The sequence below is a fragment of the Cupriavidus neocaledonicus genome, assembly GCF_000372525.1.
Classification (GTDB): Bacteria; Pseudomonadota; Gammaproteobacteria; order Burkholderiales; family Burkholderiaceae; genus Cupriavidus; species Cupriavidus neocaledonicus.
In genome coordinates this window covers 44,169-68,066 of sequence record NZ_AQUR01000078.1, presented here as the reverse complement: position 1 = coordinate 68,066, position 23,898 = coordinate 44,169, and the positions used below count along the sequence as shown (strand labels likewise).

General features: G+C 68.1%; 22 protein-coding genes and 1 pseudogene. 10 read left to right on the top strand and 13 right to left on the bottom strand.

Going from position 1 to position 23,898, the window contains the following annotated elements; translation table 11 throughout:
* Positions 1 to 14: 14 nt before the first annotated feature.
* From A3AG_RS33225 to A3AG_RS31435, 7 genes and pseudogenes are all read right to left on the bottom strand, one after another.
* Positions 15 to 996, bottom strand: a pseudogene (locus A3AG_RS33225) (Bug family tripartite tricarboxylate transporter substrate binding protein).
* Positions 997 to 1,079: 83 nt separating this feature from the next.
* Positions 1,080 to 2,291 (bottom strand): tricarballylate utilization 4Fe-4S protein TcuB, encoded by a 1,212-nt coding sequence (tcuB, locus tag A3AG_RS0106015; protein ID WP_026163985.1) that lies wholly within the window; start codon positions 2,289 to 2,291, stop codon positions 1,080 to 1,082.
* Positions 2,275 to 3,705 (bottom strand): FAD-dependent tricarballylate dehydrogenase TcuA, encoded by a 1,431-nt coding sequence (gene tcuA / locus A3AG_RS0106010; protein WP_018004554.1) that lies wholly within the window; start codon positions 3,703 to 3,705, stop codon positions 2,275 to 2,277. The genes tcuB and tcuA overlap by 17 nt, the downstream gene beginning before the upstream one ends.
* Positions 3,706 to 3,870: 165 nt before the next feature.
* Positions 3,871 to 4,332 carry a RidA family protein gene (locus A3AG_RS0106005; protein ID WP_018004553.1) on the bottom strand — a complete coding sequence of 154 codons (462 nt, stop codon included), beginning with the start codon at positions 4,330 to 4,332 and terminating at the stop codon, positions 3,871 to 3,873.
* Positions 4,333 to 4,366: 34 nt separating this feature from the next.
* Complete coding sequence (locus tag A3AG_RS0106000) at positions 4,367 to 5,815, bottom strand: aminotransferase class V-fold PLP-dependent enzyme (RefSeq protein WP_018004552.1); 1,449 nt, start codon at positions 5,813 to 5,815, stop codon at positions 4,367 to 4,369.
* 232 nt (positions 5,816 to 6,047) lie between these two features.
* Entirely contained in the window at positions 6,048 to 6,719 is a 672-nt protein-coding gene (locus A3AG_RS0105995; RefSeq protein WP_018004551.1) for a response regulator, read from the bottom strand.
* Positions 6,716 to 8,212 (bottom strand): cache domain-containing protein, encoded by a 1,497-nt coding sequence (locus tag A3AG_RS31435; protein WP_240619800.1) that lies wholly within the window; start codon positions 8,210 to 8,212, stop codon positions 6,716 to 6,718. The genes A3AG_RS0105995 and A3AG_RS31435 overlap by 4 nt, the downstream gene beginning before the upstream one ends.
* Before the next feature lie 526 nt (positions 8,213 to 8,738).
* Between A3AG_RS31435 and A3AG_RS0105980 the strand changes: the two genes are divergently transcribed.
* Positions 8,739 to 10,778: a hypothetical protein gene (locus A3AG_RS0105980; protein WP_018004548.1), complete on the top strand. Its 2,040-nt coding sequence runs from the start codon at positions 8,739 to 8,741 to the stop codon at positions 10,776 to 10,778.
* A 39-nt stretch (positions 10,779 to 10,817) separates the two neighbouring features.
* Here the strand turns inward: A3AG_RS0105980 and A3AG_RS0105975 are convergent, their stop codons facing one another.
* The 3 genes from A3AG_RS0105975 to ampC form a co-directional block, all read right to left on the bottom strand.
* Complete coding sequence (locus tag A3AG_RS0105975) at positions 10,818 to 12,206, bottom strand: YncE family protein (protein WP_018004547.1); 1,389 nt, start codon at positions 12,204 to 12,206, stop codon at positions 10,818 to 10,820.
* A 55-nt stretch (positions 12,207 to 12,261) separates the two neighbouring features.
* Entirely contained in the window at positions 12,262 to 12,699 is a 438-nt protein-coding gene (gene copM / locus A3AG_RS0105970) for a CopM family metallochaperone (protein ID WP_018004546.1), read from the bottom strand.
* A gap of 198 nt (positions 12,700 to 12,897) precedes the next feature.
* Positions 12,898 to 14,091 carry a class C beta-lactamase gene (ampC, locus tag A3AG_RS0105965; RefSeq protein ID WP_035847990.1) on the bottom strand — a complete coding sequence of 398 codons (1,194 nt, stop codon included), beginning with the start codon at positions 14,089 to 14,091 and terminating at the stop codon, positions 12,898 to 12,900.
* Positions 14,092 to 14,284: 193 nt separating this feature from the next.
* Here ampC and phnC point away from each other — a divergent pair, with 193 nt between their 5' ends.
* From phnC to A3AG_RS0105945, 4 genes are all read left to right on the top strand, one after another.
* Positions 14,285 to 15,139: a phosphonate ABC transporter ATP-binding protein gene (phnC, locus tag A3AG_RS0105960; RefSeq protein WP_018004544.1), complete on the top strand. Its 855-nt coding sequence runs from the start codon at positions 14,285 to 14,287 to the stop codon at positions 15,137 to 15,139.
* A gap of 60 nt (positions 15,140 to 15,199) precedes the next feature.
* Complete coding sequence (gene phnD, locus A3AG_RS0105955) at positions 15,200 to 16,192, top strand: phosphonate ABC transporter substrate-binding protein (RefSeq protein WP_018004543.1); 993 nt, start codon at positions 15,200 to 15,202, stop codon at positions 16,190 to 16,192.
* A gap of 97 nt (positions 16,193 to 16,289) precedes the next feature.
* A complete protein-coding gene (gene phnE, locus A3AG_RS0105950; RefSeq protein WP_018004542.1) occupies positions 16,290 to 17,102 on the top strand; it encodes a phosphonate ABC transporter, permease protein PhnE in 813 nt (270 codons plus the stop codon).
* Positions 17,103 to 17,106: 4 nt separating this feature from the next.
* Positions 17,107 to 17,568: a GNAT family N-acetyltransferase gene (locus A3AG_RS0105945; RefSeq protein ID WP_018004541.1), complete on the top strand. Its 462-nt coding sequence runs from the start codon at positions 17,107 to 17,109 to the stop codon at positions 17,566 to 17,568.
* Positions 17,569 to 17,570: 2 nt separating this feature from the next.
* Here the strand turns inward: A3AG_RS0105945 and phnN are convergent, their stop codons facing one another.
* From phnN to phnF, 3 genes are all read right to left on the bottom strand, one after another.
* Entirely contained in the window at positions 17,571 to 18,161 is a 591-nt protein-coding gene (phnN, locus tag A3AG_RS0105940; RefSeq protein WP_018004540.1) for a phosphonate metabolism protein/1,5-bisphosphokinase (PRPP-forming) PhnN, read from the bottom strand.
* The gene (locus tag A3AG_RS0105935; protein ID WP_018004539.1) at positions 18,158 to 18,883 is read right to left on the bottom strand and encodes a DUF1045 domain-containing protein; all 726 of its coding nucleotides are present in this window, start codon (positions 18,881 to 18,883) and stop codon (positions 18,158 to 18,160) included. The genes phnN and A3AG_RS0105935 overlap by 4 nt, the downstream gene beginning before the upstream one ends.
* A gap of 126 nt (positions 18,884 to 19,009) precedes the next feature.
* Positions 19,010 to 19,744, bottom strand: coding sequence for a phosphonate metabolism transcriptional regulator PhnF (phnF, locus tag A3AG_RS0105930; RefSeq protein WP_018004538.1), 735 nt, complete (start codon positions 19,742 to 19,744; stop codon positions 19,010 to 19,012).
* Between the two features lie 179 nt (positions 19,745 to 19,923).
* Here phnF and phnG point away from each other — a divergent pair, with 179 nt between their 5' ends.
* From phnG to phnK, 5 genes are read left to right on the top strand one after another with little or no spacing between them, the layout of a single operon-like run.
* Positions 19,924 to 20,424, top strand: a complete 501-nt coding sequence (phnG, locus tag A3AG_RS0105925; protein ID WP_018004537.1) for a phosphonate C-P lyase system protein PhnG — start codon at positions 19,924 to 19,926, stop codon at positions 20,422 to 20,424.
* 1 nt (position 20,425) lies between these two features.
* A complete protein-coding gene (gene phnH / locus A3AG_RS0105920) occupies positions 20,426 to 21,043 on the top strand; it encodes a phosphonate C-P lyase system protein PhnH (protein ID WP_018004536.1) in 618 nt (205 codons plus the stop codon).
* Between the two features lies 1 nt (position 21,044).
* Positions 21,045 to 22,223, top strand: coding sequence for a carbon-phosphorus lyase complex subunit (locus A3AG_RS0105915; protein ID WP_018004535.1), 1,179 nt, complete (start codon positions 21,045 to 21,047; stop codon positions 22,221 to 22,223).
* Complete coding sequence (locus A3AG_RS0105910; protein WP_018004534.1) at positions 22,220 to 23,122, top strand: alpha-D-ribose 1-methylphosphonate 5-phosphate C-P-lyase PhnJ; 903 nt, start codon at positions 22,220 to 22,222, stop codon at positions 23,120 to 23,122. Before A3AG_RS0105915 ends, A3AG_RS0105910 begins: the two co-directional genes overlap by 4 nt.
* Positions 23,119 to 23,895 (top strand): phosphonate C-P lyase system protein PhnK, encoded by a 777-nt coding sequence (phnK, locus tag A3AG_RS0105905; protein ID WP_018004533.1) that lies wholly within the window; start codon positions 23,119 to 23,121, stop codon positions 23,893 to 23,895. The genes A3AG_RS0105910 and phnK overlap by 4 nt, the downstream gene beginning before the upstream one ends.
* Positions 23,896 to 23,898 lie beyond the last annotated feature (3 nt).

The window sequence follows — 23,898 nt, the reverse complement described above, 5'->3', positions numbered from 1 at the left end:
TCTGAGCGTTGGCCTCAATCGACCGTGATCTTCCGCTCCCTGACGATCGCGCCCCACTTTGCGCTCTCTTTCTTCATGAAGGCGAGCAGCTCCGGCCGCGTGGTCGGCTGCGGTGTGAGGCCATGCTTGTTCAGGGCATCCCTTTACCCCGGCGTCGTTCAGCACCTTGACGAGCTCCTGGTTCCAGCGATCGAGGACCGGGGCCGGCGTCTTGCCCGGGGCCACGAAGGCATACCAGTTCAGCGCCTCGAAACCGGGATAGCCGGATTCCGCTACCGTGGGCACGTTGGGCAGGTACGCCGGCCGCACCGGGCCGGTGGTGGCCAGCGGCACCAGCTTGCCGGCCTCGACCTGCGGCATCGCCGTCGGCGGTGCGGAAAAATACGAGGTCACGCGCTGGCCAAGCAGGTCCTGCAGTGCCGGTGCTCCGCCCTTGTAGGGGATATGGACCATCTCGATACCGGCACGCTGGTTGAACAGTTCGCCGGCAAGATGGGAGGCCGAGCCGGCGCCGGTCGACGCGTAGTCCACCGTCCCCGGCTTCTTCTTCGCCAGCGCGACCAGTTCGGCCAGTTTGTTCACGCCGGCGCCCTTGTGTACCACCAGCACATTGGGAAAGTTCACCCCGCCCGAGACTGGCGCCAGGTCCTTGAACGGATCGTAGGGCAGCTTCATCAGATGCGGCGCGATGGTCAGCGGCCCGATCGAGCCGAACAGCAGCATGCTGCCATCGGCCGGGCCGCGCGCCACCAACTGGTGAGCGATATTGCCGCCGGCACCGCCGCGGTTGTCGACGACGACCGGCTGACCGAGGTTGTCCGCCAGTTTCTTGGCGATCAGTCGCGCGGCGGCATCGGCGGCGCCGCCGGCGGCGAAGCCCACCACCAGAGTGACCGGCTTGCCGCCGGCGATCGGCTGCGCTTGCGCAAGACCCGGTGAAAAGGAAAAACAGAGCGCGGCCAGCAAGGGTGCGCGCAGGATCAATCGACGGTCCATCGAATCGGTCTCCGTATTGTCGTTCTGGAAAGGTTCTGTCTGGAAAAGCGTGGGGACTGGCCAGGCGTCAGCCAGCCAGCCGCTCAGTCCGCCCCGAGCCCGACCGGGTTGGGGCGGCGTTTTTCCACCGCATGGCGCAGCAGCGCGGCACTGCGGAACACGCCGTGGGCAAACTTGCCGTAGGGCATGGTGGCAAACAGCGCCATTACCGCCCCCAGGTGCAGGCACAGGAGCATCGCCATCGCCGGCGTGGCGCGCCCCAGCCACAGCGCCAGGCCGCTGGTGGCGGTCAGGAACAGCAAGGCGATGAAGCCCAGGTCCATCGGCCGCTGGCCTGGCGCCAGGTGCAGGCGGTGACGCTGCAGGTTGAGCCAGCCGAGCCCCGCGGTGCCGAGCGCGAGACTGGCGCCGCCGAGCGCACCGAGCACCTTGGGCAGGCTCGGCAGTTCGTATGGCGCGTGCCAGCCGAAGGCATAGTGATAGACCGTGGCCACGGCGGTGGCGGCAAAGCACAGCAGGAAGCCGTAGAAGGTCAGATGGTGGAAACGCCGGCGCGCAAGCGTGAAGGCGTCGTCGGCGTTGTTGCAGCCGGCACCGTGGCCGCCGTCGAGGTATTTCAGCCGCAGCACGGCGGCTCCTGCTTCCGCCGCCGCCGGCGCGCTCACTGGCGCACCGCTGGTCGCGGGGGTGACTTCGCGCCAGAACCTGCGCACGCCCATGGCCAGCGCAAGCACGACGAAGCCGAACACCGGCGCAAACATCGACACCAGCAGGTTGTGCGGGAACAGCGCGTAGAAATTGCCGCTGGCAGTTCCGCCCCACAACGTACCGTTGAGCGCCGCGGCCAGCAGCAGGAACAGGGTCAGGCCAAGCGCCAGCGCCAGCGACACGGTCAGGCCATTGCGCCGGTACAGCGCGCCCAGTGCTGGCGGCCAGGCATAGTCCCGGTAGGTCTGGCCCCGGACCTCGGCCATCGCCACCGGCACATTGACGGCGAACTCGTGCGGCGGCGCGTACTGGCAGGCATGCAGGCAGGCCCCGCAGTTGTGGCACAGATTGGCCATATAGTGCACGTCGGCGCGGCCAAACTCGAGCCGCCGCGTCATCGCGGGAAACACCGCGCAGAAGCCTTCGCAATAGCGGCAGGCATTGCAGATCTGCAGGATGCGCGCGACTTCGCCTTCGGCGGCCGTCAGCGGCAAGACGGGATGGACCGGAATCACGCGTCGCTCCGCCCCGCCCACGCCTTGCGCGTTGGCACGAGCCTGATCGACCAGCTCAGCTAGCGATGGCATTGGACTGCTCCATGTCGAAATCGGGATGTTCGAAGCCGCAGGCATGCGCGGCGCGCACGCCGGCAATGCGGCCGAAGGCGGTGCCGATCGCCATGCCGACGCCGGCGGTATAGCCCTTGCCCAGCACGTTGCCGGCCATCATTTCGCCGGCGACGAACAGGTTCGGGCTGGGCCTGCCATCGAAGTAGACCTGGGCGTTTTCGTTGACTCTGAGGCCCAGGTAAGTAAAGGTCACGCCCGGACGCAGCGCGTAGCCGATGTAGGGCGGCGTGTCGAGCGGCCGCGCCCAGTGCGTCTTGGCCGGCGCGATGCCCGCGGTGGCGCAGTCGTCCAGCACCGTGTGGTCGAAGCTGCCGGGCCGGCATGCCGCGTTGAAGGCTTCGACGGTTTGCACAAAAGTGGCTTCGGGCAAGCCGAGCTTGCGCGCCAGTTCGCCGAGCGTATTGGCGCTCGTGCCCGGGAACACCGGCGGCATGAAGCGGCCGATGGCCTTCTGGTCGATGATCGAGTAGCCGATCTGCCCCGGCTGCTGCGCGACCAGACGTCCCCAGATGGCGTAGCGCTTGGGCCAGAAATCCTCGCCCTCGTCGTAGAAGCGCTCGCCGTCGCGATTGACGACCACGCCGAGCGAGACACAGTCGATCCGCGTGCAGATGCCGCCGTCATAAAGCGGAGCGCGCGCGTCGATCGCCACCATGTGCGCCTGGGTCGGATCGCCGATCGCATCGGCCCCGGCGTCGATCATATGGCGCAGCAGCACGCCCTGGTTGAAGCGCGTGCCGCGGATCAGGAAGTTGTCCGACGGCCACTCGCCGCGTTCGTTCCGGCCCCACGCCTCGCGCAGCCAGTCCCGGTTCGACTCGAACCCGCCGGCGGCCAGCACGCAGGTCCTGGCCTCGATGCGTTCGCCGGCAGCGGTTACCGCCGCGATGAAACGGTCACCGTCGCGCTCGATACCGACCACCTGGGTGTCGTAGCGGATCTCAACGCCAAGCGCCTCGGCACTGCGGAAATAGGCATTGACCAGCGCCTTGCCGCCACCCATGAAGAAGGCATTGGTGCGCGCCACATGCAGCGCCCCCGACAACGGCGGCTGGAAATGCACGCCATGCCGGCGCATCCAGCCCCGGCAACGCGACGATGCACGGATGGTCATGCGCGCCAGCCGCTCGTTGGTGATGCCACCCGTCACCTTCAGCAGGTCCTGCCAGTATTCCTCTTCCGGGTAGGCATCGACCAGCACGTCCTGCGGCGCCTCGTGCATGCAGCGCAGGTTGCGGGTGTGCTGCGAATTGCCCCCGCGCCATTGTCGCGGCGAGCCCTCCAGCAGCAGCACCGAGGCACCCGCCTCGCGCGCCATCAACGCGGCGCACAGCGCGGCATTGCCGCCGCCGATCACCAGCACATCTTTCATGGGGGAATCTCCTTGTAGGCTCGACTGTAAGCAGGGCCCGATGGAGACGAAAGATGGTGGTGATTAAGGCGTGTTCAGTTTTTGTGAAGGGTCGGGAGCGTCCCAACGCCAACAGCGGGGACGGCCCAAACCGTACCCCGCTGCCCTCTCCCTGCCGCAATGCCGTCAGGGCTTTACCGCGATCGCCCCGATCTCCACGGCAACGTCGCGTGGCAGGCGCGCGACCTGGACCGTTGCCCGTGCCGGCGCGACGCCGGTGAAGTAGGTCCCGTAGACCTCATTCATCTTGCCGAAGTCGTTCAGGTCCTTCATGTAGACGGTCGTGGAGACGACGTCGGCCATGGTCATGCCGTCGGCCGCGAGTACCGCCTTCAGGTTGTCGAGCACCAGCCGGGTCTGGGCCTCGATGGGCGCATCCTTGAGCAACTCGCCGGTCTTCGGGTGAATCGGGATCTGGCCGGCAAGATACAGCACGTTGCCGGCGCGGATGGCCTGGGAGTAGGGACCGATGGCCTTGGGGGCGTCGGCCGAGGCGACGGCGCGCAGCGTGCCGCCGTGCTGGGCGCAGGCCGACAGCGAGGCCGCGCCGCAAAGGGCCGCGGCAATCAGGGCGATAGATCGTTTCATGAGCTTGGCTCTTGTCGTGTTGGAACGGAACCGGTTACGCCATGGCGCCGGACAGGGTCCACATCGATTCCACCAGCCGGTCGATGTCGTTCGCGTCGTGCCACAGGTGCGTGGAAATGCGGATGCCGTAGTGCTGGGCCGGCGCGCCGATGACCTCGAAGTTCACCGAGCGGATCACGAAGCCCGGGGCAAAGTCGCTCAGCATGCGGTTGACGAACGTCGTGGCCTTCTGCTGGTTCATGACGTCATCGCGATTGCGGAACGGGTTGAAGCAGGTCAGCGCGGACAGCAGCTTCGGATCGTCCTTGGGCGAGTACAGCGCCTCGACGCCCCAGCGTTCGACGATCTTTTCCTTCAGGTAGGACGACAGCGTCAGGTCGTAGGTCTCGATCTTCTTCCTGCCGATGGTGTCCCACATCTCGCACGCGCGCGCCAGCGCCCGGAACATCGGCACGTGCAGGCTGCCGCAGGACGTCACCGTGGCGGCGATGTCGTACGCACCGCGCGGCTGCCTGACGTAAGAGCTGGTATGGATCGGATACCACTCCGGCAACGGCAGCGGATTGGACGGGCGCATCTTGTTGCGGATCACCAGGATGCCGGTGGAACCCGGGCCGCACTGCCACTTGTGGCCGGCGCCGGACATGAAGTCCATGCCCAGCGCGCCGTAGTCGTACGCCATCATGCCGGGCAGGTGGGCACCGTCGACGATGCTGATCAGGCTGTGGGCCTTCACCACTTGCATCAGGTCGGCGATCGGCAGCATGGTGCCGGTCTTGTAGGTCGGCGCCGACCACATCATCGCGCGTACCCGCTTGCCCTGCCCCTTGAGCGCGCGGATGCGCTCGTCGAACAGCTGCACATAGGTGCTCGCGGTCTGGTTGTTGCCGACCGGCAGCGCAATGGTCGAGACCTCGATGCCGTAGCGGTCGACCGCGATATTGAGCGGTGTCAGGCCGCCGCCGTGTTCGTGGTTGGTGGTGACCACCACATCGCCCGGCTCCCACTTGATGCCGAGGATCGCATGGCACATGCCCGACGAGGTATTGCCGGAGAATGCCACCTCATCGCCGTCGACGCCAAAGCCCTTGGCCACGGCCGCGCGCAGGTCGGCGAGGTTGCCGTAGCCGCTCGATGAATCGGCGGCCTTGGCGAGGTTTTCCTGGCTGAAGACATCGAGCACCACCTTGGGCATCGAGCCGCCGGTGCCGATGTTCATGTAGACCTTCTCGGGCTTGAGCACGAACATGCCCTGCACCTCGCTCCAGAAGGCTTCATCCTGAGCCAGCTGCGAGCGCAGGTCCGACGATGCCGCCGAGGCGTCGTCCGAGCACGCGCTGATCAGCGGCGCCAGCGCCAGCGAGCCGGCGCCGTAGGCCAGCATGCGCAGGAATTCGCGCCGCTTGGGCGTCCATGTCGCCAGGTCTTCCGGATGCGGTGGTGTTGCGACAGCCGCTCTCTGCTTTTGCTTCAGCTCGTCCATGGTGCTCTCCCGTTGTATCCCACGATCGGCGCATCGGCCCGTCAGCAATGCCTGCATGCCCGGCGCCTGTTCCGGAAAAAAGTCTACGCAAACAACGGCCGCGACAGCAGCACGACTTTCCCCTACGCAGTAATACAGAGAGCGCGTGCCGCGCCCCAATGATGGTGCGCACCACCGCCCTGCCGCAGTGCAAGCGCACCAGGCAGGGACACATCGCACGGGTAAAGGGCAATCAGCAGTCCGCGGCCAGTGCCGCGTCGGCGAGCTGGATCGCGTGCAGGTCGGAGAAGTGGACCGCGTACTTCACCAGCTCGGCGCGGCCGCCCACCTGCAGCTTGCGGCGCAGGTGCAGCCGGTGCGTTTCGACGGTGCGCACCGACGTGCCGAGCCGCTCGGCGATCTCCTTGTTGGAGCGGCCCTCGGCCAGCAGCTTGAGCACCGTGGCCTCCTTCGGCGTGAGCGCGCGGCGCGACGACGGCGGCGGCTCGTCGGTCTGCAGGAAAGCCTGCAGCTCGGCGTTGAGATAGGTGCCGCCGGCCGCCACCGTGCGGATCGCGCTCACCAGTTCTTGCGCAGGCGCTTCCTTGAGGACGTAGGCGGCGACGCCGAGGGCGAAGGCGCGCCGCACGTATTCCGGGTCCTTGTGCATCGACAGCGCGATCACGCGCACCGACGGAAAGCGTTCGGCAAAGCGCGTGGCAAGCTGCAGGCCGTTGGCATCGGGCATGTGGATGTCCGACACCACCAGGTCCGGGTCATGCCGGCCGGCCAGGAGGATGGCTTCCTCCACGCTTGCGGCCTGGCCCACCACCGTCATTTCCCCGGTGGCCTCCAGGCGCAGGCGGACGCCGTCCAGCACAAACGGATGGTCATCGACCAGCAGCACACGAAGGTTGGGGGTCATGCGGCAGGCCTCCTGGCAGGGGAATGATGGCCCAGGCCTCGACCGGGCCGGGTCCTGGTCTGTGTTTCGTGCGCTGGCGGCGGCAGGCGCAGCCGGGCCGCGACGCGCGTGCCGCCGGGGCCGGTGTGCACGGCGAAGTCGCTGCCTTCCAGGCTTTCGATGCGCTCGCGCATATTGCGCAGGCCGATGCCGCCCTTGCCGTCGGCGCGGACCTTGTTCAGGTCGAAGCCGTGGCCGTTGTCCTCCACCGTCAGCGCCACGTGATGTCCGCTGCCGGCCAGCGTGACCTGCACCCGGCTCGCCCGCGCGTGCGTGAGGGCGTTGTTCAAGGCCTCCTGCGCGACCCGGAACAGCGCAGTGCGCTGCGCCTGCGACAGCGCGGGGATGGCCCCCTGCTCGACGAAGCGCACCTCGACGGCGCGCTGCGGGTGCAGCTGCTCGACCAGCATGCTCAGCGCGGCGGCCAGTCCCAGGTCGGTCAGCAAGGCCGGATGCAGCCCGTGCGAGACCCGCCGGATCTCGACCAGGGCTTCCTGCAGGCGGCCCAGGCCCTGTGCCAGCAGTGCCTGCGGCGCGTGGCGACGCGAGCGCGGGCGCTCCTTGTCCGGCTCGGTGCCGGGCTCCTGCTCCAGATGCACCTGGGCGGTCTCCAGCAGGTACTTTGACGACACCAGCACCTGCACCACGCCATCATGCAGTTCGCGTGCGACGCGGGCGCGCTCCTCTTCCTGCGAGCTCACCACACGCCGTGCCAGGCGCCGCAGCTTCTCGCCCGAAATGCGCGAATTGCGCAGGTTCCAGGCCAGTCCTGCCAGGCTGATCAGCATGACCGAGCCGATCGCGAAGGCAGTGAGCCGGATCTGCGTATCGCGCAGCGTGCGCGCGGCGTTGGCATCGAACGCGGCCAGTTCGCGCTCGATGTCGTCCATATAGAGGCCGGCGCCGATCACCCATCCCCATTTGTCGGCGGTCCTGACATACGACATCTTGGGTGCCTCGGTACGGGAGGACGGCTTGATCCAGTTGTACCGGACAATGCCGCCGCCGGCCTGCGCCTGGCTGATCAGCATCCTGGCCTGGTCGCTGCCGGTATCGGCCGGGTCGCAGAAATCGACCCCGTCGATGCCCATGTTGCCGGGATTCAGCAGCACGTTGCCGAGGCGGTCGTAGACAAAGAAGTAGCCGTCATTGCCGAAATGCAGGCGCGAGAGCGCGGCAAGGACCTGCTGCTGCAGCGCGGCCTCCTCGCCGCTGCCCTGGGCGATGCGGGCCAGCGTCGCGTGGCCGAGTTCGACGTAGTGGCGCAGCTCCTTTTCCTTGCTGGCCACGTAGACGGCCTGGACCTGTTTGCGGTCCTGCCGGGAATGGCTGACCATCTGGTACGAGACCATCCAGGTCACCAGCAGAAACACCATCAGCATGAAGGCCGCCGACAAGGCGACCGTTCTCATGCGGATCGTCATGCTTTGCACGCGCGGGGGCAGTTGGATCATCGCGGGGGCTTAGGGGAGCCGGTCATACTCGGGCTGGCGGCCGACTGCAAGGCCGCCGACGAAAACACCGAGGCGGCGCAGGCGCGAACGCCGACGCCGCCACGACAAATCGATTCCTCCCAGTTCGATTTATCGAAACCGTCCTGCGCGCGCGCTGTGGTCCCTGGTTCTGGTCCCGCGCTTTGCCAGCCGGTTTCTCGACCCCTGATGCAGCCGGCGAACGAATTGGCTCAACCGATATGCATGAGGAAACCTATGTCGTTTTGTGGCAAAAAGCAAGCAGCGTGCCGGATGCGGCAGCGCAAGCTGCAAGCGTGCCGAAACGTCGATTGGGGCGATTACCGATAACAATGCAGACATGGACCGCGGCACGCCGCCAATGCACCAGAAATATGTGCTGGCGTACTAAGCCGCGCCCCGAAAGCTGCCAAAGTCCAATCGGGCGAATCCTTGCGCCTCCACGATTTTCCTTTGCACCGCATAGAGACTGATGCCCGGGAAGCGCTTGCCATCTCACCACACTGCCGTGCGTCGGGCCGTCAACCTGACGCTGGCTGGCTGCGCCGTCGTGCTGGCGATGGCTGGCTGCGAACGCCAGGCGGATCGCCGCACCGCGACGCCCGTGCCGTCGGGCACCGCATCGGTGGCCGCGGCCACCGCGCCGGCGCCCGCGCAGAGGCCTGCGCAGAGGCCTGCGGAACGACCGCCACCCGCGTCCGCAGCCGCGGCCGCGGCAGTAGCGGCAGCACCGTCGCGGCCATGGTTCGACGACATCCTGGATGCCGACGGCAAGCTGGTGCGGGAAGCCTATCTGGCCATTGCCTCCGACTACAGCAGCGACGAGGCCATCGCCTATCGTTATGGCCCGGCCAATACCAGGCCGGTGGCGACGGCGCCCACCCACTGGCAGCCGGGCGACAAGACCTTCTATCCGCACGCCAATGCCTGCTATCAGAAGGAATTCCCCAAGTCCGAGCTGGATCAAAACCTGAAGATCATCTATCAGCTGGGCCAGCTGGATTGCTCGCAGAACGATTACGGCAGCAATATGGGGGATGTCATTTATCGCGCCGATGCGGCGTCGGACCCTGGCGTCACCTCGCTGCTGACGCTAGCCCTGAGCGCCGGGACGGTTGCCGAGAAACCGCAACTGCCGTGGGTTTACGGGCATGTCGCGACCGACCCCCAGTTGCACAACCATATTGCGGCCAACGGCGGCGAATTGCCCAGGCGACCGATTGCCATGGGGCGCTGCAGCGAACACGACTGCGCGCAGGCGCTGATCGCGTTCCAGAACGGGCTGATCGCCTCGGTCGGCAGCAATACCGCCTCGCACTCGGCGGCCGTGAAATTGCCGGCGGGCAAGGTGCCCACGGCGATCGCGATCACGACCAATTCGGAATTCGCGCTGGTGACGGTCTGGGATACCGTCAGCTTCAAAGGACAGGTGGCGGTGCTGGCGCTGGGCAGCCTGGCCGATGGCAGCAAGGTGGGCGGGCCCTATGACTCCAGCGCGGGGTCGTGGCCAGGCCTTTACCCCGGCTTGCGCAACATGTCCAACTTTGTCTTTATCAAGCTGCTGGGCTTTATCGACCTGCCCGGCATGGTCGCGCCGACGGAGGTATCGGCGGTGACGGATTTTGCCGTGATGCAGGACAACCGCACGCAAGGCTGGCTCATCGACCCGGTCGGCCGCCGCGGCGCCAGCCTGACCATGACCGAGGTAAACCCCGCCACCAGCAGCGTAAACCAGAGGAGCTTCACGCGTGCCGGCATCAACGGCAGGCTGGTATCGCGGGCCGGCGTGGCGGCCGTGATCTCGAAGTCCGAGAAGAAGGTGATCTTCCTGGACCTGAAGCCGCTGTTCGACAAGGTCAACCGGACCTACTTCGAGGGCAGCCATGCCGCGCTGCAAGCGACGCTGGCCAGCACCGGCCCTGGCGATGCCCAGTGGCCGCCGGTATTTGCCGTCGACAACTATGCGCCGACCATCGTCAAATCGGTCCGCCTGCCACAAAAGCCCACGGCGGTCAGGATCTCGATCCTGCCCGTTCCCGGCCGCGCCTGGGTGGCCACCGAGGAAGGCAAGATCCGCGCGTTCTCCGTGGCGGGGCTGCAGTCCGGCCGCAATCCCGACCCCAGGCTGATCGAGGAGATGCTGAGCGTCCAGGTCGGCAAGAATCCCACCAGCATGAAGCACCATGTCAACCTGGGACTGGGCAATTCCAACACCCGGCTGTGGGTGGTATCGCGGGGCGCGCAGAAGATCCAGCTGGTCGACATGGTGGGACTGACCGTCGAGAAGACGCTGCAGGATTCGCGCATCGTCGATCCCATCACGGTGGACGAGACCCAGCAGAACCCGCTGCTGACCAGCGTGATCACCATTGCGGACTACACCGGCAGGCAGGTGATGAACTACCGCTACGCGCCGATTGCCCTGCAAGGCGGCAATACCCCGCTGCATATCGGCGTCGGCAAGTCGGGCAACGCGCCGTTCGAGTTCGGCGGCGCCTACGACGTGCCCGGCAAGCCGTTCGATTTCACCCAGAGCAACGTGCCGTGATCGCCCTGCCCCGTGCTGCGCCGCCGTTCGCGGGCGCGCTCACGGCGCGCTGACCAATACCGCGTGGGCCGGGTCCGGCGTCGCGTTGCCCTCCATCACCACCAGCTGCACCGGTGACGGCGCCTGCGGCGACAGCGTCGGCACCACCTCTCGCAGCGGCCCGATCGCGGTGCCGTTGGCCGTGCCGGCCGGGTTGGTCCTGAAGCTTGCCACCGGCGTCTTGTGCCCGCCCACGTAGACGCTGTATTGCGTTTCCGGCTTCAGCTTGAACAACGAGACCTCGAGCGCGTCGACCACGCCCAGGTTGCGCGCCACCACAAAGCCCCTGGCTTCGCCGCGGACCGGCTTGAGCGCAAGGTTGAGCGGCTCGGTGTTCGCGCGCGGCACCAGGTTGGCGCTGCCGGCGCCGCCGGGCACCGCGTTGCTGACATAGACCAGCGCCTGCGGCGCCTGGCCCACCGGCACGCGCGCGCTGACGCGGTTGTCGGCGGTGTCGATCACATCGACCGCGTCGCCGTTTTCCAGGCCGACGTACACGCGCGAGCCATCGTCGGCCGCCCAGATGCCATGCGGCAGCGCGCCGACGGGAATGGTCGCGACCAGCGTGGGCGTGGCGCCGGTGGTGAACACCTTCACCACGTTCTCGCCGCCGACCGTCACGTAGGCGAGCGTGCCGCGCGCGCTGCGGGCAAACGCCAGGTGGTTGGTGATGAAGCCGGTATCGAACACGCCCTTCACGACGAGCTGGTCGGTATCGATGCGCGTGACCTTGCCCACGTCCTTGTGCGTCATCCAGACTTCCTTGAAGTCCGGCGTGAATTGCAGGAAGGGCGAGAACGGGCTGGCCACGTCCAGCCGCTTCACCACCTTGCGGGTGCTGACGTCGATCACGTCGACCACCGGATTGAAGCTGGACACGACGAAGGCAAGCTTGCCCGCCGGGTGGAACAGCACCATGCCCGGTCCCGCCGTGGTCGGGATGCGCTGGGTTTCGCGGAACGTGGCGGGATCGATCACGGAGATATAGTCTTCGCCGCGCACCACCACCCATACCTCCTTGCCGTCGGCGGTGAAGAAGCCCTCGTGCGGCGAGCGGCCGATATAGGCGATGCCCTTGACCCGGTTGGTGGCGGTATCGATGAACGCGACCGAGTTGGAGCCATTGGAGATGGCGATCAGCGTCCGGTGGTCCGGGGAAAAACCAAGGCCGTGCACGTTAAGTTCGCCCTTGTACAGCGGCGACAGCACGTCGGGCCGCGCATTGCCCAGCCGGATCTGGCCCAGCAGACGGTTGGCGGCGGGGTCGATCACCGACACGGTGTTGCTGTTCTGGTCCGCGGTGTAGACGCGGTCCTGCGGTTGCGGGGCGGCGCTGGCCAGGGAGGCGCCGACTGAAATGGCCAGGGCGACAAGCGTGTTCTTCTTCATGGGGGCAAGAGGGATGGATGCGATTGGCATGAGGCGCGCGACCGGCAGGGTCCGCTCAGCGCGGCGGTGTGGCCTGGGACGGCCGGGCCTGGTGGCGCTGCAGCCACGCCTGCATCAGCCGTATCTCGTTCTGCTGCTCGGTGATGATGCCCTGCGCCAGGTTGCGCAGCGCCGGATCCTCGCCGTACAGCAGCAGCGCCTTGGCCATGTCGATCGCGCCCTGGTGGTGCGGGATCATCATGGCGACGAAGTCATGGTCGGGGATGCCGTTGGTGGCTGCCTGCGTCATGCCGTGGTGCATCATGCCCATGGCGTCATCGATCAGGCCGGCATAGGGCTTGGCGGTACTGGCGACGAAGGGCGGCGGCGCAACCTGGTCCGGGTGCTTGTGCGCGTTCTCGGCCGGCGCCGCCAGGCTCGCGACCGACAGGCACAGCGCCGCCAGCGCGCGTGCCGCGGTGCCGACGCCGAGTCGTGGGTTTCTCCGTTGCATCGCAGGGTCTCCGGTTGGCCGGGCCTGGCGTGCGCCGGGTCCGGGATGGTTTCCTGCGTATACACACGAGGCGCCCGGACTATTCCGTCACCGACGAAAATTATTGGTTCTTCGAAGCATTACGGCACTGAATTGCGATGTCGCTGGCGATCCCATCGGCTTTCCTTGCCCGCGAAGCCGACCGCATCCACCACCCCCTCAAGGCTTGCCCTCCCCCGCCGGCTGTCCGTCCAGGTACTGCAGCACCCTGAACGCCGCCTTCACTCGCTCCGCGACCGGGTAGTTCTTGTTTGCCAGCATCACGATGCCGATGCGCTGCGACGGCACGTAGGCGACATAGGCGCCGAAGCCATTGGTCGAGCCGGTCTTGTTGACCAGCATGGCGCTGCGGGCCGCCTGCGGCGGCTCCAGCCGCGCCACCGGGTTGGCCTCGAACACCACCTGCGGCGAGCTGCCCGCCAGCACGCTGTCGCGCTGCGCCGGCCAGGGGTACATTTCCCACGCCAGCCCCTGCACCATGTCGCGGACCTTGAAGTAACCGGTGCGGGTCGTGGCAAGCGCGCGCCGCAAGGTCTCGTCCAGTCCGCTGCCGTCGATGTTGGCCATGACGAAGCGCATCATGTCGGCCGCCGTGGTCTTCACGCCGTAGGCCTGCGCATCCAGCACGCCGGGGCTGACGCGGACCGCCTTGCCGTCCCTGCCGTAGCCATAGGCATAGTCTTTCATGCGCGCCTGCGGCACCGTGATGTAGGTACTGCGCAGGCCCAGCGCGGGGAACAGGGTCTGCTCCATCAGCGCCTCGAACGGCTGGCCCATGCTGCGCGCGGCCAGGTAGCCGAACAGGCCGATGCTGGGATTCGAGTACTGCCGGTGGGTCCCGGCGGCGTAGCGGGGACGCCAGTTGCGGAAATAGTCGACCATCCTGCCGGTGTCGGTGACGCCCTGCGGGAACTGCAGCGGCAGCCCGCCGGCCGCATAGGTGCCCAAGTCCAGCAGGCTGGTCGCACCCACGCTGCTGCCCGCGAGTTGCGGCAGGTACTTCGCCGCAGGATCGGTCAGCGACAGGTCGCCACGCGCCTGCGCATAGGCGGCCAGCGTCGCGGTGAAGGTCTTGCTGACCGAGCCGATCTCGAACAGCGTGTCGGCGTCGACCTTGCGGCCGCCCGCCTTGGCGGCGACGCCGTAGTGGAACTCGTACTGCTTGCCGCCGGCGGTGACGGTCACGGCCATGCCCGGCACATCGTGCGCCTGCATCACCGGCCGGATCGCCGCGTCGACGACGCGCTCGAGCGTGGTCGCGTCGACACGCTCGGCGGCATGGGCACCGGCGCCGCAAAGCAGCGCCGCGGCGGCGGCAATGCCCTGCATTGCCCTCTCTAGCGTCTTGTTCATATCAGACCGTCGGACTATTGCGCGCCGGCGGACAGCGCAGCCGGCGCGGGGAAATAAGCGAGACTTTACCGGCTCCCCGGCCGGGCCCCGCAAAAGCCGGTGTCCGATGACCGTTCCGGATCGGTCCGCCAGTCATCGTTCTGTCATCCACCCCCGCCAGAATGCGCAGGTCATTCAAGTCAGGGGAGTCGACATGACGCACGCAATTGAAGTCCGCGGCTTGAGCAAATCGTTCCGTGCGGACCGCAAGGCGCTTGACGATGTCACGCTGCAGATCGCGCCGGGCGAGATGGTCGCGCTGCTGGGCGCGTCCGGTTCCGGCAAGTCTACGCTGCTGCGCCACGTGGCCGGCTTCGTCACCGGCGACGCCGGCGCCGGCGAGATCCTGGTCAACGGCCGCCACGTGCAGCGCAATGGCCGGCTGGCGGGCAACGTACGCCAGGTACGGCGCGAAATCGGTTTCGTGTTCCAGCAGTTCAACCTGGTGGGACGCCTGCCGGTCATCACCAATGTGCTGGCCGGCATGCTGGCGCGCGTACCCAAGTGGCGCAGCCTGCTGCGCGTGTTCAGGGCCGATGAAATCCGCAGCGGGCTCGACGCGCTTGCGCAAGTTGGTATAGACGACTATGCCTTTCAGCGGGCCTCGACGCTGTCGGGCGGCCAGCAGCAGCGCGCCGCGATTGCGCGCACGCTGGTGCAGAACGCCAGCGTGATCCTGGCCGACGAGCCGATCGCCTCGCTCGACCCGGAATCCTCGCGCCGCGTAATGTCGCTGCTCAGGCAGATCAACCGCAGCCGCAAGGTGGCGGTGGTGGTGTCGCTGCACCAGGTCGACGTGGCCATGCGCTACTGCCCGCGCGTGGTGGCGCTGCGCCACGGCAAGGTGGTCTACGACGGCCCCTCGGCGTCGCTGACGCCGGCCATGCTGCGCGACCTCTACGGCACCGAAGCCGACGAACTGCTGCGCGACGCCGTGCCCGAGGACGACGACAGCGCCGTGCCCATGCCCGCGCCGGCGCTGGTCACGATGAACCTGGCCGCCGCCTGAACGGCTGCCGCCGGCCCATTCCCACCAAACCGCACCAACCGCCTTCCACCGGAGTTGCCCATGCTTCGCAGAACCTTTATCGCCGTCGCGGCCTCGGCCGCGCTCGCCCTGCCCGCCTTTGCCCAGGAAGCCAGGAGCCTCAACATCGGCTTTATCTCGACCGAATCGTCGTCCAACCTGAAGACCGCATGGCAGCCGCTGATCGACGACCTGAGCAAGACCCTGGGCGTACCGGTCAAGCCGTTCTTCGCCTCCGACTATGCCGGCATCATCGAAGGCATGCGCTTCAACAAGGTGCAGATCGCCTGGTTTGGCAACAAGTCGGCCATGGAAGCGGTGGACCGCGCCAGCGGCGAGGTCTTTGCGTCGGTGATCGACAAGGACGGTAACCCGGGCTACTGGTCGTTGCTGGTGGTCAACAAGGACAGCGACCTGAAGAGCGTCGAGGACGTGATTAGGCGCGGCAAGGACCTGACCTACGGCGCCGGCGACCCCAACTCGACCTCGGGCACGGCGGTGCCGGGCTTCTACCTGTGGCACGCCAACAAGGTCGAGCCCAAGACGCTGTTCAAGGCCGTGCGCATCGGCAACCATGAGACCAACCTGCTGTCGGTGCTGAACAAGCAGGTCGACGTGGCCGTCAACAACACCGAGAACATGGAACGCTATCGCATCAACACGGGCAAGAACGCCTATGACCAGGTGCGCGTGCTGTGGAAGTCGCCGCTGATCCCGGCCGACCCGATGGTCTACCGCAAGGATCTGGCGCCCGAACTGAAGAAGAAGATCCAGGCGTTCTTCGTCAACTACGGCAAGGGCACCGACGCCGCGCGCGAGAAGCAGGTGCTGGCCAACCTGACTTACCAGGGCTTCCGCGCCTCGAGCGATGCGCAGCTGGTGCCGATCCGCCAGATCGAACTGGCGCGCGAGAAAGCCAAGATCGAGTCGGATACCACCCTCGCCGCCGCCGACAAGGAAAAGCGCCTGTCCGACGTGAGCCGCCGCCTGGCGGAGCTGGACAAGGCCGCGGGCAGCGCCGCCAGCACGCAGTAAGGCCGGCTGACCCCACCGCGTCCTGCCTCACCGAGGCGGGCGGCCACAGCGCCGCCCGCCTCGCACCGATTCCACCCCGTCGCATCCGCACCGCTCCATGACCGTCACCGCCACCCCTGGCCTGCCTCCCACGCCCCGAAGCCACGTGCGCCCGCCGCGCACGCCCCTTGCCGTGCCGCTGACCTGGGCGGTGCTGCTGGCCGTGCTCGGCCTGTCGTGGCAAGGCGCCGACATGCGTCCGCTCGACCTGCTGCGCGATTCCGACAACATGGCCAGGTTTGCGGCCGACTTCTTCCCGCCGGATTTCCGCGACTGGCGCCACTACCTCGACGAGATGCTGGTCACGGTGCAGATCGCGCTGTGGGGCACGGCACTGGCCGTGGTGATGGCGGTGCCGCTGGGGCTGCTGTGCTCGGCCAATATCGTGCCGGCGTGGGTCTACCAGCCCGCGCGCCGCATCATGGATGCATGCCGCGCCATCAATGAAATGGTGTTCGCCATGCTGTTTATCGTCGCCGTCGGGCTGGGCCCGTTTGCCGGCGTGCTGGCGATCTGGATCCACACCACCGGCGTGCTGGCCAAGCTGTTTGCCGAAGCCGTCGAAGCCATCGACCCGCGCCCGGTGGAAGGCGTGCGCGCCACCGGCGCCGGCCCCATCGAGGAAATCGTCTACGGCGTGATTCCCCAGGTGCTGCCGCTGTGGCTGTCGTTCGCGCTGTACCGCTTCGAGTCCAACGTGCGCTCGGCGTCGGTGGTGGGCATCGTCGGCGCCGGCGGCATCGGCACGGTGCTGTGGGAAATCATCCGCAGCTTCCAGTACGGACAGACCTGCGCGGTGATGATCATCATCATCGTGTTCGTCTCGGCCATCGACATCCTGTCCGCCCAGATCCGCAAGGTGCTGGTGTGATGCCATGCTGACCACCGCAAACTCGCTCGCGCTGCGCGAAGTGCGCGGGTCCGACGCAGAGCTGCTGCACCTGTCCGCACTGCTGGCCGCGATGGACGGCGAAGCGCCGCTGCCGCTGGCCATCATGCGCGAGCGCTATGCCACCATGCGCCGCTATCCGGACTACCGCTGCTACATGATGGTGGGCGCCGACGAGGTGCCGCTGGGCACCTTCAGCCTGCTGGTGTTCCCGGTGATGGTCCACGACGGGCGCCCGGAGGCGATCGTCGAAGCCGTGGTGGTGGCGCCGGCCGCGCGCGGCATGGGCATCGGCAAGGCCATGATGCGCGAGGCGATGCGGCTGGCGCGCGAGTCCGGCGCGGCCAAGCTGGCGCTGTCATCCAGCGCGCGCCGCCTGCGCGCCCACCAGTTCTATCGCCAGCTCGGCTTTACCGAGCATGGCATCAGCTTCAGCATCGGGCTCTGAACTCAGGCTTGCCGGGCCGCCGCGGGCGCGGCGCCCACCAGTTGCGCGAGCGCCGCCACCGCGCTTTCCAGCCCGCCGCTGTTGTCGATCTCGACCAGCCGGCATCCGGGCGGCACGGTGAACGCCTGCCGTGCGCGGGCCAGCCGTCCGGCGATCGCGTCTTCCGCTTCGCGTCCGCGCTGGCGCAGGCGTGCCGCCAGCACTTCCGGCTGCACCCGCACGTGCACCGCGCACAGCCTGGGGTAGCGCGCCACCGCTTGCGGCAGGTACTCGCGCGAGCCGTTGACGATCACCGTCAGGCCCCGCGCCAGCCACTGCTCGATCTCGATGCCGATGCCGTAGTGCAGGCCGTGGCTGCGCCAGTCCAGCGCCAGGCAGCCCAGCGCCCGGCGGCGCTGGAACTCTTCGGGCGTGAGCGCTACCGAGGCCTCGTTGGCGTCGGCGGCGCGGGTGATGTAGCGATGCGCGATGACGATGCGGTGGTCGGCGCGCAGGCGCTCGCGCAGCGCGCGCAGCAGCGAGTCCTTGCCGCTGCCGGACGGTCCCATCAGGTAGAACAGGCCGTGTCCGTCGGCCACGGTCGCCGTGCTCATGCGCCCAGGTACGCCGCGCCGGCGCCGTCCGCGGTGCTGCCATCGAAGCCGTAGTGGCGGGCGACGACAAAGTCCTCGCCCTGGGCCGGCTGCACGAACACGCTGATGCGGTGCACCCGCATCGGCGCTTGCAGCAGCCTGCCGCTGGCCGCTTCCAGCCGCGCGATCGCGGCGCGTTGGCCGGCGGCATCGAGCATGCCGGTCAGGGTGATATGGAACACGAAGGTGCCGAACACATAGGGATAGCCCCATGCGTCAAGCATGCGGCGCTCCGCATCGCTCAGCTGGTCCGGCGCGCGCCTGGCCAGTTCCTGCGCCGAAGGCGGCGCGCGCAAGGGCTCGAAGCCCAGCACGCAGGCATCGGCCAGCGCCTGCATCGGCGGCGAGCCGCCATCGGCGAGCGTCCACGCGACAAAACCACGCAGCGCGCGCAACGCCAGCGGTGCGTCGAACGGCGCCTGCCGGCGCGCGAGATCCCGGGCGGCGGCATCGACCATGGCGCCATTGGCCCCCGCGGCAAGCCGGAACGGCGGCTTCAGGGTGGCGTGCAGGCCGTAGCGGGCCGGCGCCCTGATCCAGTCCGCCGGCGCGGCGGGAATGTCGCCGGGCGGGGGCAGCGTGGCGCCGGTGTCGGCGTCGCGTCCCAGCCAATGGTTGCCGAAGGTGGCGAGCGGGCCGGATGGCGACAGGTAGATGGCGTAGCGGTACGCGGCTTGGGTCATGCGGCAAGGTTACCAGCGGCAGCACGCGCGCGCAGGCGCAGGCTGCCCCGGTTTGGTGGGGTTGACCGCAGACAGTAGCGCAGGCAGATGACAGCCGGATGTCTAGACCAATCCGGCGCGGCCGCCTCAGTCACGGTCGGACACCGTCAGCTGCACCCAGTCGCCGGCGAAGCGCACCACGCTGTACTGCACCGGGTTGCCGTCGATATCGACGTTCAGCGCCTCGACCTGCAGCACCGGGCGCGTCTTGGGCTGGTTCAGCATCCGCGCCACCGGCGCGCTGGGCATCGCCGCGGTGATGCGCGACCACTTGCGGGTGTAATCGGCAATGCCGAAATGCGCCAGCGCGCGCGAGACGGATTGTTTGGCGCGCAGCACCTCGTCGATGCCGGGAAAGCGCTTGAGCTCGAAGTAATGCTCGGCCACGTCGATGGTGCGGTCCTCGGCCTTGCCGATCATCTGCGCATGGAGCAGCTCGGCGGTGCGCGCCAGCCCCAGTTGCCTGGCCACGTCCGGCGCGCGCACCACCTGGCTGGCGACGACTTCTGTATGCCCGCGCACGCCCTGCGCCGCCAGGTTCTGCGAGAAGCGCGTGCGGCGGCCGATGGCGTAGTCGATGGCGTGCTCCTGCACGAAAGTGCCGCGGCCCTGCTCGATCCGCACCAGCCCGCTCAGCTCCAGCTCGCCCATGGCGCGGCGGATGGTGTGCCGGTTCACCGCGAAGCGGTTGGCGAGCTCCGGCTCCGGCGGCAATTGCTCGCCCGGCAGGTACAGCTTCTTGCGGATGTCGTCCGCCAGCGCCTCGCCAATCTGGCGCCACACCGCGACGCCCGAACCCCGTTCCACTTCTCGATCAGACATCTTGCGCTGTCCTCTTTGTCATCAAGCGTTAACCCATGCCGTGCGATTGTGCCTGAGTCATGCCGCGCCGGCAGCGTGCCCGAGCAATCCCTTGCCCCGTCATGAAACGTTCATTTGGCTGTGGTCTAGTGGCTGCGTGTTCCAGCAACGACATCTAAACGTATAGACGTATAGGGGTGATGATGCAAAGCGAAACCGCGCGGCCCGATGCGCCCGCCGCCCATGCTGCCCGCGCCGGCTGGCTGCGGATCCTGGCGACCGCGCCGACCGAAGCGCTCGACGGTGCCTACCAACGGCTTGCGCAAGCGCAGGCCCTGCCCGCCTACCGCCTGCTGCGCAAGCCGCAGGCCGGCATGGCCATGGTGCGCGGCCGCGCCGGCGGCACCGGGGCGCAGTTCAACCTTGGCGAGATCACCGTCACGCGCTGCGCGGTCGTGCTCGAGGACGTCGGCGCCGACGTTGTCGCCGGCATCGCCTATGTCCAGGGCCGCAGCGAGCGCCATGCCGAGCAGGCCGCGGTGCTGGACGCGCTGCTGCAGCGTCCGGCCTGGCACCAGCGCGTGCAGGACCTGGTGCTCGCACCGCTGGCCGACGCACACGCCAGCCGCGCCGCGCACGCTGCGGCCACGGCCGCGCAGACGCGCGTCGAGTTCTTCACCATGGTCCGCGGAGAAGACTGAGATGCACACCGACCAGCCAATACGGTCCACGCCGGCGGCCGCGCTGCTGCCCGGCTTCAGCGATCCGGTCGACGACGCCCAGCAGGTATTCCGCGCCGCGCTGCAGGCGTTTGCCCACCCGGGCCAGCTGCAGGCGCTGCCGGCCCGCAGCGGCTTGCCGGACGGCCTGTCGCCGGCGCTGGCCGCGCTGCTGCTGACGCTGGCCGATGCCGATACGCCGGTCTGGCTGCCCGCCGCCGTGCCGGCCGCGGCGCGCGCCTTCCTGCGCTTTCACTGCGGCTGCCTGCTGACGGGGGAACCCGGCGCCGCGGCCTTCGTCTGCGTGCCGGCCGGCCACGCCATGCGGGCACTGGCGGACTGCGCGCAAGGCGATCCGGCCTTTCCTGACCGCTCGGCCACGCTGCTGGTGGAAGTGGCCTCGCTCACCGAGGGCGAGATCCTGACGCTGCGCGGCCCCGGCATCGAGCACACGCATGCGCTGCGCGTGACCGGCCTGCCCGCGGGCTTTCGCGCGGCCTGGCGTGCCAACAATGCCGGCTTCCCGCTCGGCGTGGACCTGCTGCTGTGCAGCGGTGACCGGTTCTGCGCGCTGACGCGCACCACCATCGTGGAGGACTGACATGTACGTAGCCGTCAAGGGGGGCGAACGCGCCATCCTCAATTCCTACCGGATGCTCGACGCCTATCGCCGCGGCGACACCGCGGTGCCGGAACTGACGCTGGCACAGATCCGCGAGCAGATGCCGCTGGCGGTGTCGCGCGTGATGGCCGAGGGTTCGCTGTACGATCCGCACCTGGCCGCGCTGGCGCTCAAGCAGGCCGCCGGCGACCAGATCGAGGCGATCTTCCTGCTGCGCGCGTACCGCACCACGCTGGCGCGCTTCGGCTATACGCAGCCGCTCGATACCGGGGCGATGCGCCTGCAGCGCCGGATCTCGTCGACCTTCAAGGACGTGCCCGGCGGCCAGGTGCTGGGGCCCACCTACGACTACACGCAGCGGCTGCTGGATTTCTCGCTCGAAACAAGCCGCGCGCCGCAGCCCCTGCCGCCCGCGCAGGAACCACTGGCCGCCGCCATGCCGCGCGTGACCAGCCTGCTGGAAGCGGACGAACTGGTCGAGGCCGACGAGATTCCCGCCGGCGACCCCGCGCCGCCCGACCTGACGCGCGAGCCGCTGACCTTCCCCGCCGGGCGCGCCGCGCGCCTGCAGAACCTGGCGCGCGCCGACGAGGGCTTCCTGCTGTCGATGGGCTACTCGACCCAGCGCGGCTACGGCAACTCGCACCCGTTCGCGGCCGAGATCCGCTACGGCACGGCCGAAGTGGAACTGTTCGTCGAGGAGCTCGGCTTCGCCGTCACCATCGGCGAGATCGAGCTGACCGAATGCCAGATGGTGAGCCAGTTTGCCGGCAATGCCGACGAGGCGCCGCGCTTTACCCGCGGCTATGGGCTGGTGTTCGGCTACAACGAGCGCAAGGCTATGTCGATGGCGCTGGCCGACCGCGCCATGCGCGCCGAAGCGCTGGGCGAGGCCGCCGACGCGCCCGCCAACGATATCGAATTCATGCTGTACCACAGCGACAACGTCGAGGCCTCGGGCTTCGTGCAGCACCTGAAGCTGCCGCACTACGTCGATTTCCAGGCCAACCTGGAACTGCTGCGCCGGTTGCGGGCGGAGGGCGCGGCCCCGCCGGACAGCGCCGAGCCGACACCACCGCAGCCGCAGCCGCAGCCGGAGCCGCAATCGCACACGCAGTTGCAGACCCAATCGCAGCCGCAAGAGGAGACGCTGGCATGAGCGCCGCCGACACCACCATGGCCGCGGGCATCGCCCGCGACGAGCACTACAACTTCGGCTATCTCGACGAATCGACCAAGCGCATGCTGCGCCGCGCCCTGCTCAAGGCGGTGGCGATCCCGGGCTACCAGGTGCCGTTCGGCAGCCGCGAGATGCCGCTGCCGTATGGCTGGGGCACCGGCGGCATCCAGGTGACGGCCGCGATCATCGGCAAGGACGACGTGCTCAAGGTGATCGACCAGGGCTCGGACGACACCACCAACGCCATCAATATCCGCCGCTTCTTCGCCCGCGTCACGGGCGTGCCGACCACCGAGCGCACCACCGCGGCCAGCATCATCCAGACCCGCCACCGGATTCCCGAAACCCCGCTGCGCGCGGGGCAGACCGTGGTGTTCCAGGTGCCGATCCCGGAGCCGCTGCGCTGGCTGGAGCCGAGCGAAGGCGAGACCCGCACCATGCACGCGCTGGCGGAATACGGCGCGATGCACGTCAAGCTGTACGAGGACATCGCCCGCCACGGCCACATCGCCACCACCTACGACTACCCCGTGATCGTCAACCAGCGCTACATGATGCGGCCTTCGCCGATCCCCAAGTTCGACAATCCCAAGCTGGACCGCAGCCCGGCGCTGATGCTGTTCGGCGCGGGGCGCGAAAAGCGCGTCTATGCGGTGCCGCCGTACACCGCGGTCAAGAGCCTGGACTTTGCCGACCACCCCTTCACCGTGGAATCGTGGTCCAACTGCTGCGCGCAGTGCGGCGCCACCGACAGCTACCTGGACGAGATCATCACCGACGACGCCGGCACGCGCCGGTTCGTGTGCTCGGATACCGAGTACTGCGCCGGGCGCCAGGCCGCTCAGGCCGTCGAGAGCGCTGCCGGAGATGCGCAATGAGCGCCGCCCCGCTGCTGTCGGTGCGCAACCTGACGCGCACCTGGGACGGCCTGCACGGCTGCCATGATGTCAGCTTCGACCTGTATCCGGGCGAAGTGCTGTGCGTGGTGGGCGAGTCGGGCTCCGGCAAGAGCACGCTGCTGCAGGCGCTGTCGATGCAGGCCCCGGCGCAGCGCGGCACGGTCAGCTACGCCATGCGCGAATCCGGCCTGACCGACCTGGCCACCTTGTCCGGCGCGCGCCTGCGGCTGCTGGCGCGCACCGACTGGGGCTTCGTGCGCCAGCATGCGCGCGACGGCCTGCGCATGCAGGTCAGCGCCGGCGCCAATATCGCCGAGCGGCTGATGGCCGTGGGCGAGCGCCACTACGGCAACCTGCGCGAAGTCGCCGGCAACTGGCTGGAAAAGATGGAGATCGACCTGGCGCGGCTGGACGACGTGCCCGGCACCTTTTCCGGCGGCATGCAGCAGCGGCTGCAGATCGCGCGCAACCTGGTCACGCATCCGCGCCTGGTTTTCATGGACGAGCCTACGGCGTCGCTCGATGTGTCGGTGCAGGCCCGCCTGCTGGACCTGCTGCGCCGCCTGGTGGCGGACCTTGACCTGGCCGCGGTGCTGGTCACGCACGACCTGGCCGTGGCCCGGCTGCTGGCGCACCGCACCCTGGTCATGCAGGGCGGGCGCGTGGTCGAGCAGGGCCTGACCGACCAGATCCTCGACGACCCCCAGCATCCGTACACGCAGTTGCTGGTTTCTTCCATCCTGCAGGGCTGAGCA

What these genes read in the sequence shown, in the direction of transcription:
- tcuB (WP_026163985.1), bottom strand. Translation starts at nt 2,291, where the DNA reads ATGCCATCGCTAGCTGAGCTGGTCGATCAGGCTCGTGCCAACGCGCAA.
- tcuA (WP_018004554.1), bottom strand. Translation starts at nt 3,705, where the DNA reads ATGAAAGATGTGCTGGTGATCGGCGGCGGCAATGCCGCGCTGTGCGCC.
- A3AG_RS0106005 (WP_018004553.1), bottom strand. Translation starts at nt 4,332, where the DNA reads ATGAAACGATCTATCGCCCTGATTGCCGCGGCCCTTTGCGGCGCGGCC.
- A3AG_RS0106000 (WP_018004552.1), bottom strand. Translation starts at nt 5,815, where the DNA reads ATGGACGAGCTGAAGCAAAAGCAGAGAGCGGCTGTCGCAACACCACCG.
- A3AG_RS0105995 (WP_018004551.1), bottom strand. Translation starts at nt 6,719, where the DNA reads ATGACCCCCAACCTTCGTGTGCTGCTGGTCGATGACCATCCGTTTGTG.
- A3AG_RS31435 (WP_240619800.1), bottom strand. Translation starts at nt 8,212, where the DNA reads ATGATCCAACTGCCCCCGCGCGTGCAAAGCATGACGATCCGCATGAGA.
- A3AG_RS0105975 (WP_018004547.1), bottom strand. Translation starts at nt 12,206, where the DNA reads ATGAAGAAGAACACGCTTGTCGCCCTGGCCATTTCAGTCGGCGCCTCC.
- copM (WP_018004546.1), bottom strand. Translation starts at nt 12,699, where the DNA reads ATGCAACGGAGAAACCCACGACTCGGCGTCGGCACCGCGGCACGCGCG.
- ampC (WP_035847990.1), bottom strand. Translation starts at nt 14,091, where the DNA reads ATGAACAAGACGCTAGAGAGGGCAATGCAGGGCATTGCCGCCGCCGCG.
- phnC (WP_018004544.1), top strand. Translation starts at nt 14,285, where the DNA reads ATGACGCACGCAATTGAAGTCCGCGGCTTGAGCAAATCGTTCCGTGCG.
- phnD (WP_018004543.1), top strand. Translation starts at nt 15,200, where the DNA reads ATGCTTCGCAGAACCTTTATCGCCGTCGCGGCCTCGGCCGCGCTCGCC.
- phnE (WP_018004542.1), top strand. Translation starts at nt 16,290, where the DNA reads ATGACCGTCACCGCCACCCCTGGCCTGCCTCCCACGCCCCGAAGCCAC.
- A3AG_RS0105945 (WP_018004541.1), top strand. Translation starts at nt 17,107, where the DNA reads ATGCTGACCACCGCAAACTCGCTCGCGCTGCGCGAAGTGCGCGGGTCC.
- phnN (WP_018004540.1), bottom strand. Translation starts at nt 18,161, where the DNA reads ATGAGCACGGCGACCGTGGCCGACGGACACGGCCTGTTCTACCTGATG.
- A3AG_RS0105935 (WP_018004539.1), bottom strand. Translation starts at nt 18,883, where the DNA reads ATGACCCAAGCCGCGTACCGCTACGCCATCTACCTGTCGCCATCCGGC.
- phnF (WP_018004538.1), bottom strand. Translation starts at nt 19,744, where the DNA reads ATGTCTGATCGAGAAGTGGAACGGGGTTCGGGCGTCGCGGTGTGGCGC.
- phnG (WP_018004537.1), top strand. Translation starts at nt 19,924, where the DNA reads ATGATGCAAAGCGAAACCGCGCGGCCCGATGCGCCCGCCGCCCATGCT.
- phnH (WP_018004536.1), top strand. Translation starts at nt 20,426, where the DNA reads ATGCACACCGACCAGCCAATACGGTCCACGCCGGCGGCCGCGCTGCTG.
- A3AG_RS0105915 (WP_018004535.1), top strand. Translation starts at nt 21,045, where the DNA reads ATGTACGTAGCCGTCAAGGGGGGCGAACGCGCCATCCTCAATTCCTAC.
- A3AG_RS0105910 (WP_018004534.1), top strand. Translation starts at nt 22,220, where the DNA reads ATGAGCGCCGCCGACACCACCATGGCCGCGGGCATCGCCCGCGACGAG.
- phnK (WP_018004533.1), top strand. Translation starts at nt 23,119, where the DNA reads ATGAGCGCCGCCCCGCTGCTGTCGGTGCGCAACCTGACGCGCACCTGG.